Consider the following 11642-nt stretch of genomic DNA (forward strand, 5'->3'; position numbering starts at 1 on the left):
TTTTGTTGGGGGGGGTGGGGGGGGGTTGGGGTGTGTTTTGTGGGGGGGGGGGGGGTGGGGGGGGGGGGGGGGTGGGGGGGGGGGGGGGGGGGGGGGGGGGGGGGGGGGCCCCCCCACCCCGCCGTCCGACTCCGGGGCCGCTCAGGACGACTCCCGTACCACCAACTCCGGCTCGAACACCAGCGACGCCGGTTCCGTCCGCGTGCCCTGGAGGTGCTCGGTCAGCAGCTGCGCCATGGCCGCGGCCATCCGTTCCACCGGCTGCCGTACGGTCGTCAGGGTCGGCGGGCAGGCCACCGCCGCGCTCGAATCGTCGAAGCCGACGACGGAGACGTCCCCCGGCACCGACCGGCCCCGCTCGCGCAGGTACTGGCAGGCGCCCCGGGCCATCAGGTCGTTCGCGGCGAACACCCCGTCCAGGTCCGGGTGTTCGGCAAGGAGGCGGGCCGTCGCGGCGGCCCCACTCCCGACGGTGAAACACCCCTCGGCGGTCGGCACGTCGGTGATCCCGGCCTCCCGCAGGGCCTCGCGGAAGCCGCGCAGCCGCTCGCGCGCCGCCGGCAGCGCGGGCGGACCGCAGATCGTCGCGATCCGCCCGCGCCCGCGCGCGAGCAGGTGCGCGCCCGCCAGTCGGCCGCCCTCGGCGTTGTCGAGGTCGACATGGCTCGTCCTCCCCGGCCCGGTGGGGCGCGCGAAGTGCACCGCCGGGACCCCCGCCCCGGCCAGCATCCCGGCCAGCGGGTCGTCGGCCTTGACCGACACCACCAGGGCGCCGTCCGCGCTGCCCTGCCGCAGATACGCGACGACCTGCTCCCTGGCCGCCCCGGACTCCGCGAGCAGCAGCACCGGATGGATGGCGCGGGCGCGCAGGAAGCCCAGCGCTCCCTCCACCACCCGTCCGAAGAAGGGGTCGGAGAAGACGCGGGCCGTGAACGTCTCGCCCGCCCCCGACAGGACCAGCGCGACCGCCTCGGTGCGCCGTGTCACCAGCGACCTCGCCGCCAGGTTGGGGGAGTAGCCGGTCCGGTCGATCGCGCGCCGGACGGCCTCCTGGATGCCCGGGTCGACGTTGCGGACCCTGTTCACCACCCGTGACACGGTCGCGCGCGAGACCCCGGCCTCTCGTGCGACGTCTTCCAGCGTCGGTCCCCTTCTGCCCACCACCGCACCCTAACGCGCGCTTTCTCTCCGCATTCCGGTGCCCGGTGTACCGAGGGGCTCAGGCTTAAGGCAAGTCGAAAGAAAAGTGCGGTCAGACTTATTGACCGTCAGTTTCCGGTCCGTGCAGGGTGTCGGAGAGCGCTCTCCCGCTTTCCGTTCCCTCTAGGAGCCCCGCATGTCTCCCCTTGGGCAACACCCACCCCTCACCTCACGCGGACGACGTGGACCCGGCCGCGGACCCGCACCGGCCCGCCGCGGTATCGCCGCCGCCGTGGCCGCCGCCCTGGCCGGCACCCTGCTCGCGCTGACCCCGGCCACCGGCGCACAGGCCGCGCCCCTGCCGGTCTCGCAGGGCAAGCCCGTCACCGCCTCCAGCGTCGAGCAGGCCGGCACCGCCGCCGCGGCGGCCGTCGACGGCGACCTCGGCACCCGCTGGTCCAGCGCCTTCTCCGACAACCAGTGGCTGCAGGTCGACCTCGGCGCGCCCACCGCGCTCTCCCGGGTCGAACTGCGCTGGGAGGCGGCCTACGCCTCGGCGTACCGCATCGAGTTCTCCACGAACGGCACCGACTGGACGACCGCCCACTCCACGACCACGGGCGCGGGCGGCACGGAGAACGTCCCCGTCTCCGGCACCGCGCGCTACGTCCGCCTGCAGGGCGTCACCCGCGCGACCGGATACGGCTACTCGCTCTGGGAGTTCCAGGTGTACGGCACCGACGGAGGCCCGGTCATCCCGGGCGGCGGCGACCTCGGACCGAACGTGCACGTCTTCGACCCGACCACGCCCGGCATCCAGGCCAAGCTGGACGAGGTCTTCCGGCAGCAGGAGTCGGCCCAGTTCGGGGCCGGCCGACACGCCTTCCTCTTCAAGCCCGGCACGTACAGCGGGCTCAACGCCCAGATCGGCTTCTACACCCAGATCGCCGGGCTCGGACTGCGCCCCGACGACACCTCGATCAACGGCGACGTGACCGTCGACGCGGGCTGGTTCAACGGCAACGCCACCCAGAACTTCTGGCGCTCCGCAGAGAACCTGGCCCTCACCCCGGTCAACGGCACCAACCGGTGGGCGGTCTCGCAGGCCGCCTCCTTCCGCCGCATGCACGTCAGGGGCGGCCTCAACCTCTCGCCCGACGGCTACGGCTGGGCCAGCGGCGGCTACATCGCCGACAGCAGGATCGACGGCCAGATCGGCAACTACTCGCAACAGCAGTGGTACACCCGCGACAGCGCCATCGGCGGCTGGTCCAACTCCGTCTGGAACCAGGTCTTCTCCGGCGTCGAGGGCGCCCCGGCCACCGGCTTCCCCGAGCCCCGCTACACCACCCTCGACACCACCCCGATCTCCCGTGAGAAGCCCTTCCTGTTCTGGGAGGGCGGGGAGTTCAAGGTCTTCGCGCCCGCCAAGCGGACCAACGCGCGCGGCACCACCTGGGCGGGCGGCGCCCCGCAGGGCACGTCGATCCCGCTGAGCCAGTTCTACGTCGTCAAGCCGGGCGCCAGTGCCGCCACGATCAACGCGGCCGTCGCGCAGGGCCTGCACCTGCTCTTCACCCCGGGCGTCTACCACGTCGACCGCACGATCGAGATCAACCGTGCCGACACCATCGTCCTCGGCCTCGGACTCGCCACGATCATCCCGGACAACGGCGTGACCGCGATGAGGGTCGCCGACGTCGACGGCGTCCGGCTGGCCGGCTTCCTCATCGACGCCGGACCCGTCAACTCCCCGACGCTCCTGGAGGTCGGCCCGCAGAACGCCTCCGCCGACCACGCGGCCAACCCCACCACCGTGCAGGACGTGTACATCCGGATCGGCGGCGCCGGCGCCGGCAAGGCCACCACCAGCATGGTCGTCAACAGCGACGACACGATCATCGACCACACCTGGGTCTGGCGCGCCGACCACGGCGAGGGCGTCGGCTGGGAGACGAACCGGGCCGACTACGGCGTCCGCGTCAACGGCGACGACGTGCTGGCCACCGGACTCTTCGTCGAGCACTTCAACAAGTACGACGTGGAGTGGTACGGCGAGCGGGGCAGGACGATCTTCTTCCAGAACGAGAAGGCGTACGACGCCCCCAACCAGGCCGCCGTCCAGAACGGCGCCACCAAGGGCTACGCCGCCTACCGCGTCGACGACTCGGTGAACACCCACGAGGGCTGGGGCCTCGGCAGCTACTGCTACTACAACGTCGACCCGACCATCCGCCAGGCGCACGGCTTCAAGGCCCCGGTCAAGCCCGGGGTGAAGTTCCACAGCCTGCTCACCGTCTCCCTCGGCGGCAACGGCCACTTCGACCACGTCATCAACGACATCGGAGCGCCCACGTCGGGCACCGACACCATCCCCTCGACCGTCGTCTCCTTCCCCTGACCTGCGGGGGCCGGTGTCCGCCCGCCGCCTCCGCCACAGCGGGCACCGGCCCCTCAGGCAACCCCCACCCCACACCACCCGCAGGAGCCGCCATGCCCCGCACCGGCCCCACCTCGCTCGTCACCCCCCTCACCCTCGCCGCCCTGCTCGCCTCGGCCCTCACCCTCGCCGCCGCCCCCACCGCCGGCGCGGCCGAGACCCTGCTCTCCCAGGGGAGGACCGCCACCGCCTCCAGCACCGAAGGCGCCGCATTCCCCGCGTCCGCCGCCGTCGACGGCGACCTCACCGGCACCCGCTGGGCCAGCGACCGCAGCGATCCCCAGTGGCTCCAGGTCGACCTCGGCCGCAGTGCCACCCTCAGCCGTGCCGTCCTCACCTGGGAGGCGGCGCACGGCAAGGAGTACGAGATCCAGGCCTCCGACAACGGCACAGACTGGCGCACGCTCAAGGCCGTCACCGGCTCGGACGGCGGCACCGACGAGGTCGCCCTCTCCGGGACCGGACGGTACGTCCGGATGCTCGGCACCCAGCGCGCGACCGGATACGGCTACTCGCTCTGGGAGTTCCAGGTGTACGGCGAGGACGGCGGCACCCAGCCGCCCGCCGGCGGAGCGGTCCGCGTCACCGGCACCCAGGGGCACTGGCGGCTCACCGTCGGCGGAGAGCCCTACACCGTCAAGGGCCTGACCTGGGGGCCCGCCGTCGCCGACGCCGCCCGGTACATGCCGGACGTGCGGTCCATGGGCGTCAACACCATCCGTACCTGGGGCACCGACGGCTCCACCAAGCCCCTCCTCGACACCGCGGCCGCGCACGGCGTCAAGGTCGTCAACGGCTTCTGGCTCCAGCCCGGCGGCGGCCCAGGCTCGGGCGGCTGCGTGAACTACGTCACCGACACGGCGTACAAGAGCAGCATGCTCGCCGAGTTCGCCCGGTGGGTGGAGGCCTACAGGACCCACCCGGCCACGCTCATGTGGAACGTCGGCAACGAGTCCGTCCTCGGCCTGCAGAACTGCTACGCCGGGACGGAACTGGAAGCCCAGCGCAACGCGTACACGAGCTTCGTCAACGACGTCGCGAGGAAGATCCACGAGATCGACCCGGACCACCCGGTCACCTCCACCGACGCCTGGACCGGAGCCTGGCCCTACTACCAGCGCAACGCCCCCGATCTCGACCTGTACTCGATGAACTCCTACGGCGACATCTGCGGGGTCCGCCAGGACTGGGAGGAGGGCGGCTACACCAAGCCGTACATCATCACCGAGACCGGCCCGGCGGGGGAGTGGGAGGTGCCCGACGACGCCAACGGCGTGCCCGACGAGCCCACCGACGTCCAGAAGGCCGCCGGCTACACCCAGGCCTGGAACTGCGTCGCCGGCCACCAGGGCGTCGCCCTCGGCGCCACCCTCTTCCACTACGGCATCGAGCACGACTTCGGCGGCGTCTGGTTCAACCTGCTGCCCGACGGCCTGAAGCGGCTCTCGTACTACGCGGTGAAGAAGGCGTACAGCGGCAGCACCGCGGGCGACAACACCCCGCCGGTGGTGAGCGGCATGACCGTCACCCCGGCCGGGAGCGCCCCGGCCGGCGGTGAGTTCACCGTCCGCGCCGACATCCGCGACCCCGACGGCGACCCGCTGACGTACAAGGTCTTCCTCAGCGGGAACTACGCCAACGGCGACAAACGGCTCGTCGAGGCCCAGTGGCGCGCCACCGGCAACGGCACCTTCGTCGTCACCGCCCCGCAGAAGCTCGGCGTGTGGAAGGTGTACGTCCAGGCCGAGGACGGCCGCGGCAACGCCGGTATCGAGACCAGGTCGGTCAAGGTCGTGGCCCCGCCCGTCGCCGGGACCAACCTGGCCCTGAACCGGCCCACCACCGCCTCCTCCTTCCAGCCCTCCTACGGCGACTGCCCCTGCCCGCCGCAGCACGCCACCGACGGCAACGGCACCACACGCTGGGCGAGCGACTGGAGCGACCCGCAGTGGATCCAGGTGGACCTCGGGTCCGTCCGCTCCGTCCGGCAGCTCCAGCTCGTCTGGGACCCCGCCTTCGCCCGGGCCTACGAGGTCCGGGTCTCCGACGACGGCACCACGTGGCGCACCGTCCACACCACGACCACGGGCGACGGCGACGTGGACACCGTCGACGCGGCGACGACCGCGCGGCACGTCCGGCTCCAGCTGACCGCCCGGGGCACCGGCTGGGGCTACTCGCTCCACGAGTTCGGCGTCTACGGCTGACGCACCCTCCCCCTCCCTCCCACCCAGGAGAAGCCCATGAGAACACGATCGAGATCCCTGTCCGCCGTCTTACTCACCGTGGCCCTCGCGGCCACCGCCCTGGGCGCCGGCACCTTCGCCGCCGCCTCCGACAACGGCGGCCCGGCACCTTCCGCCGCGGCCCGCGCGCACGCCGGGCACATGAAGGCGCAGGCCGCGCTGCCCACCGCGGACGACCCCGACGGCGACGGATACATCCCCGCCGTCCCGCCCGTCACCGGAGTGACGCCGTCCACGGCCACTCCGCCTCAGGCCTACTTCCACGAGTTCCAGGCCAACTGCTCCGTCACGCACACCGCGCCGGACGACCCGATCGTCTACCCCGGCCGGCCCGGAGCCTCCCACGACCACACCTTCATGGGGAACACCTCCACCGACGCCTCCAGCACCACCGGTTCGCTCAACGGAGGGACCACCACCTGCAAGGCGCCCGCGGACGCCTCCGCGTACTGGATGCCCTCGCTCTACAACGGCGAGCAGAAGATCCTGCCCGTGGGACCGCAGGTCATCTACTACAAGGCGGGCGTCACCGACTACCGCAGTGTCCGGCCCTTCCCCAAGGGGCTGCGGTTCGTCGTCGGCAACCCGCTGCAGAGCGCCCAGGAGTTCCTCGGCCACAAGGGCTTCGTCGAGGGCTGGGAATGCGGTGACAGCTTCTTCAACACCGACATCCCGGCGAGTTGCCCCAGCCGCCCCGACGTGCAGCTCAACCTCCGGATGCAGGCGCCCAGCTGCTGGAACGGCCTGTACCTGGACACACCCGATCACCAGAGCCACATGGCCTACCCGGTCGTGAAGCCCGGGACCAACGACGACATGTGCCCGGACTCCCACCCGGTCGCCCTGCCGATGGTCGAGTTCAAGATGGCCTGGCCGGTCAACGGCGACATGAGCCAGGTCCGTCTGGCCAGCGGCCGGGGCTACTCCTTCCACTACGACTTCTTCAACGCGTGGGAGGAACGCACCCTCAAGGCGATGGTCGACCACTGCATCGTGGGCGGCCTCCAGTGCGACCCGCGCGGGTACGACCAGAACAACCCCGGCCGCGGCGCGGTCCTGAACGCCGACTACCGCCTGCCCTGACCGGGCGGCACACACCACGGGAAACACGAGGGTGGGGGATGGACGACGAAGAACTCGACCGGCTGGTCGGGAAGCTGAGCACCGCGCAGAAGGTCCGCCTCCTGACCGGTGCCACGACCTGGCGCACCGCCGCCGAACCGGCGGTCGGACTGCGTCCCGTCGTCACTTCCGACGGGCCCGCCGGGGTCCGCGGCGAGGCCTGGGACGAGCGGAGCCCCTCCGCGCTGCTGCCCTCCGCTTCGGCCATCGGCGCCCTGTGGGACGAGGAGCTGACCGAGGAACTCGGCGGCCTCCTCGCCCGCGAGGCGCTCCGCAAGGGCGTCGACGTCGTCCTCGCCCCCACCCTCAACCTGCACCGAACCCCGCTCGGGGGCCGTCACTTCGAGTGCTTCTCCGAGGACCCCGAACTGGCGGGCCGTACGGGCGCCGCCCTCGTCCGGGGCATCCAGGCCCACGGTGTGGCCGCCACGGCCAAGCACTACGTCGCCAACGACTCCGAGACCGACCGGCTCACCGTGGACGTACGCGTCGCCGAGCGCGCGCTGCGCGAGGTGTACCTCGCCCCGTTCGAGGCGGCCGTCGCGGCGGGCGTGTGGGCGGTCATGGCCGGCTACAACGGGGTCAACGGCACCACCATGGCGGCGAGTCCGCTCCTCACCGACCCGCTCAAGACGGACTGGGCCTTCGACGGCCTGGTCCTCTCCGACTGGGGCGCCGTCCGATCCGTCGAAGCCCCCGCCCGCGCGGCCCTCGACCTCGCCATGCCGGGGCCGGGCGGCCCCTGGGCGGAGGGCCTGCTGCGGGCCGTCGAGGACGGCCGGGTCCCCGAGTCGGCCGTCGACGACAAGGTACGTCGGCTGCTCCGGCTGGCCGGGCGGGTCGGGGCACTGGGCCGGCCCGGGCGTGGGAGCCCGCCCGCGGCCGCGGCCCGCCCCACTGCCACGACCGCGGGTCCGGCGGCCTGTCCCACGGCCGGTCCGTCGGTCGGTCCGAACACGGCCTGTCCGTCGGCCGGTCCGACCACGGGCCCGTCGGCCGGTTCCACCACCCGTCCGACGCCGGGACCGGCACCCGGTCCTGCCGCCGCCGCATCCGGCGATCCGATCGCCGGTCCGACCGCCCGCGTCCTGCTGCGCCGGGCCGTCGCGGCCGGGTCCGTCCTGCTGCACAACCGCGACCTGCTCCCGCTGGACGCGGAGCGCCTGTCGTCCGTCGCCGTGATCGGCACGCACGCGGCCCACCCCCGGCTGCAGGGCGGCGGCAGCGCCGGGGTCTTCCCGGACACCGTCGTCACGCCGCTCGACGGCATCCGCGCCCGGCTGCGGGGGAGAGCGGAGGTCCGCCACGTCCCCGGTCCTGCCGCGCCCGCCCCGCCACCCCCGCTCGGTGTCGACCGGTGCCGCGACCCCGCCACCGGACACCCCGGTGTGCTGCTGCGCCTCCTGGACGCCGACGGCCGGGAACTCGCCGCCGAACACCGGCTCACGGGCCGCGTCCTCGAACCCGAACTCGTCCCCGGCTCCCACACCGTGGAGATCAGCGCGCTGCTGACTCCCCAGACCCCGGGGGAGTGGACCTTCGCCGTCGGCGGCTTCGGCCGGATGTCCCTCACGGTCGACGGCCGCCCGCTCCTCGACGGCCGCTACCCGCAGGACGTCGACGACCCGGCCGTGGTCCACGTCAACCCGCCGCGACGGACGGCCCGAACGGTTCTCGGGGCCGGGCGGACCGTCCACCTGGTGGCCCGGCGGGAGTTGGTGCCCGGCTCGGGCCGCGCCACGACCGTCTCGGCCGCCCCACCGGAACCCGAGGCCCGGGCGGCCCTCGCCGCCGCCGTGGCGGCCGCCCGCGCCTGCGACGCCGCGATCGTGGTGGTCGGTACGACGGAGCACGACGAGACGGAAGGGTACGACCGCACCGACCTCCGGCTCGCGACCCCGCAGAACGCCCTCGTCCGCGCGGTGGCGGCGGCCAACCCCCGGACGGCCGTGGTCCTCAACAGCGGCAGCCCGGTCGAACTCCCCTGGCGCGACGAGATCGGGGCGCTCCTGCTCGCCTGGTTCCCCGGTCAGGAGGCCGGCACCGGCCTCGCCGACGTCCTGTTCGGCGCCGCCGAACCGGGTGGACGGCTCCCCACCACCTGGGCCGCCTCCCTCGCGGACGCGCCGGTCACCATCACCCGGCCGGCCGACGGCCGGCTCGCCTACCCGGAGGGACTGCACATCGGCCACCGCGCCTGGCTGCGCGCGGGCCGCGTGCCCGCCTACTGGTTCGGGCACGGACTCGGCTACACCACCTGGGAGTACGACGCCGTCGACGCCCCCGGCGAGGTCCGCGCGGGCGCCGACGTCACCGTCCGCGTCCACCTCCGCAACACCGGCCGGCGGCCGGGCCGCGAGGTCGTCCAGCTCTATCTGGCCCGCCCGGACTCGGCCCTCGACCGCCCATACCGCTGGTTCGCGACCCACGCCACCGTCCACGCGCCCCCCGGCGCGCGGGTGACCGCCACGCTACGGATCCCGGCGCGCGCCTTCCGCCACTGGTCGCCCGAGGACACCGCCTGGCGTACGGAACCCGGCGGCTACGAGATCCTCGTGGGCCGCTCGGCCGGGGACATCCGCGTCCGGACGGTCACCATGGTCGGAACCGAGGCCTGAACCCGTCCCCGCGCCGAAAAACGCTTGGACCGCGCGGGGTTCGGCACGGAACACTTTTGTGGCTCACACGATGGTCCAAAAGTACAGGCTCGTGATGGAATCACATCAATCGTCCGAAGGAGCCCCAAGCAGGGGTTCCGTCCTCCTCGCACTCCGCCACTACGGGCGCGAACTGGCCCGGCTCCGCCGGCTGACCCTGCCCGCGATGCTGCTGCCCGCGCTGGGCAACGTCGGCATCAACTACGTGGCGCCGCTGATCGTCGCCAAGCTCGTCGGCCGGATCGCCGGGGACGGCGCCGCCGCCTTTGCGATCGGCCCGATGCTCCCGTACGTCCTCGCCTTCGCCGGCGTGCTGCTGTTCTCCGAGGCGCTGTGGCGCGTCGGGCTGCACTGTCTGAACCGTCTCGACGCCCGCGGCATCGAGCACCTGTACGTCGTCGGAATGGGTGAACTCTTCGCCAAGGACTCCTCGTTCTTCCACGACAACTTCGCCGGGTCGCTCACCAAGCGGGTCCTCAGCTTCGCCTCCCGCTTCGAGGAGTTCGTCGACACGCTGACGTTCTCCGTCATGGGCAGCCTCGTGCCGCTGGCGTTCGCGTCGGTGGTGCTCTGGCAGTACGACCCGCTGCTCGTCGTCGGGCTGCTGACGATGATCCTGGTCACGGCGGTGGGCGTGGCACCCCTGATCCGCCGTCGGCAGGCGCTCGTCGCCCAGCGGGAGCAGGCCATCGCCCGGGTCTCCGGGCACGTCGCCGACAGCCTGATGAACATGGACACCGTCCGGGCCTTCGCCGCCGAGGAGCGCGAGGCCGCCGAACACCGCTCGCGCGTCGCGGAGTCGCGCCGTCTCACACTGCGCTCCTGGGACTACGGCAACCTGCGCATCGACACGCTCGTCGCGCCGATGTCCGTGCTGACCAACGTCCTGGGACTGCTGCTCGCGCTCTCGCTCGGCGGGGGAGAGCTCGGGGTGGAGGCGGTCATCGTCGCCTTCACGTACTACGCCAACGCCACCCGCATCATGTTCGAGTTCAACCAGATCTACCGCCGCCTGGAGAGCTCCATGACGGAGGCGGCGCAGTTCACCGAGCTGCTCATGGACCCGCCCACCGTGCTCGACCCGCCGGTCCCCGAGCCGCTCGTGGCCGGGTCGGCCGATGTGCGGTTCGAGCGGGTGACGTTCTCCCACGCGGGCGCGGAGCCGCTGTTCAAGGGGCTCGACCTGGACGTGCCCGGCGGGGCGAAATTCGGCCTCGTCGGCCGGTCCGGCGGGGGCAAGACCTCGCTCACCCGCCTGCTCCTGCGGATGACGGACATCGACGACGGGCGGATCCTGATCGGCGGCCAGGACATCAGCCGGCTGCGGCAGAAGGACCTGCGCGACCAGATCTCCTACGTCCCGCAGGACCCGGCGATGTTCCACCGCTCGCTCCGGGACAACATCGCCTTCGCCCGGCCGGACGCCACGGAGGCGGAGATCCGCCGCGCGGCCGAGGCCGCCCACGTCACGGAGTTCGCCGACGCGCTGCCCGACGGCTTCGACACGATGGTGGGCGAGCGCGGGGTGAAGCTCTCGGGCGGCCAGCGCCAGCGGGTCGCCCTGGCCCGGGCGATCCTGCGGGACGCGCCGATCCTGCTGCTCGACGAGGCGACCAGCGCCCTCGACTCCGAGAGCGAGATCCTCGTCCAGGACGCGCTCTGGCGCCTCATGGAGGGGCGGACCGCGCTCGTGGTGGCCCACCGGCTCAGCACGGTCGCCGGCATGGACCGCCTCGTCGTCCTCGACCGGGGGAGGATCATCGAACAGGGCACGCACCAGGAACTGCTCGCCACGGGCGGCGCCTACGCGAAGCTCTGGCAGCACCAGTCGGGCGGCTTCCTCGACGACTCTCCCGCGGGGGCGGAGGTGGGGTGAGCCCGAGCGCCGGCCGACGGGGGCGGGCCGAGGAGTGGGCCGCGTACGGCCGCGTACCGGCTCGTCGAGGAGCGCACCTCCTCGACGGGCCGGCCGGGCACCCCCCTCACCTGCGTTCCTCGACCCGGCAGCGCGTACAGTGGCGGCGGGCGCGGTGTGAT

The 11642-nt window shown here is 72.9% G+C and carries 6 protein-coding genes; 5 read left to right on the forward strand and 1 reads right to left on the reverse strand.

Going from position 1 to position 11642, the window contains the following annotated elements:
• Positions 1–141 precede the first annotated feature (141 nt).
• Complete coding sequence (locus tag ACF09C_RS07615; RefSeq protein WP_392089813.1) at positions 142–1161, reverse strand: LacI family DNA-binding transcriptional regulator; 1020 nt, start codon at positions 1159–1161, stop codon at positions 142–144.
• 175 nt (positions 1162–1336) lie between these two features.
• Between ACF09C_RS07615 and ACF09C_RS07620 the strand changes: the two genes are divergently transcribed.
• From ACF09C_RS07620 to ACF09C_RS07640, 5 genes are all read left to right on the forward strand, one after another.
• Positions 1337–3541: a discoidin domain-containing protein gene (locus ACF09C_RS07620; protein WP_392089815.1), complete on the forward strand. Its 2205-nt coding sequence runs from the start codon at positions 1337–1339 to the stop codon at positions 3539–3541.
• A 92-nt stretch (positions 3542–3633) separates the two neighbouring features.
• Positions 3634–5787 carry a discoidin domain-containing protein gene (locus ACF09C_RS07625; RefSeq protein ID WP_392089817.1) on the forward strand — a complete coding sequence of 718 codons (2154 nt, stop codon included), beginning with the start codon at positions 3634–3636 and terminating at the stop codon, positions 5785–5787.
• Between the two features lie 36 nt (positions 5788–5823).
• Positions 5824–6909: a DUF1996 domain-containing protein gene (locus tag ACF09C_RS07630; protein ID WP_392089819.1), complete on the forward strand. Its 1086-nt coding sequence runs from the start codon at positions 5824–5826 to the stop codon at positions 6907–6909.
• A 38-nt stretch (positions 6910–6947) separates the two neighbouring features.
• Positions 6948–9566, forward strand: a complete 2619-nt coding sequence (locus tag ACF09C_RS07635) for a glycoside hydrolase family 3 C-terminal domain-containing protein (protein WP_392089821.1) — start codon at positions 6948–6950, stop codon at positions 9564–9566.
• 94 nt (positions 9567–9660) lie between these two features.
• Entirely contained in the window at positions 9661–11481 is a 1821-nt protein-coding gene (locus ACF09C_RS07640) for an ABC transporter ATP-binding protein (RefSeq protein ID WP_392089823.1), read from the forward strand.
• Positions 11482–11642 lie beyond the last annotated feature (161 nt).

This window comes from Streptomyces sp. NPDC014870 (genome assembly GCF_043081505.1).
GTDB lineage: Bacteria > Actinomycetota > Actinomycetes > Streptomycetales > Streptomycetaceae > Streptomyces.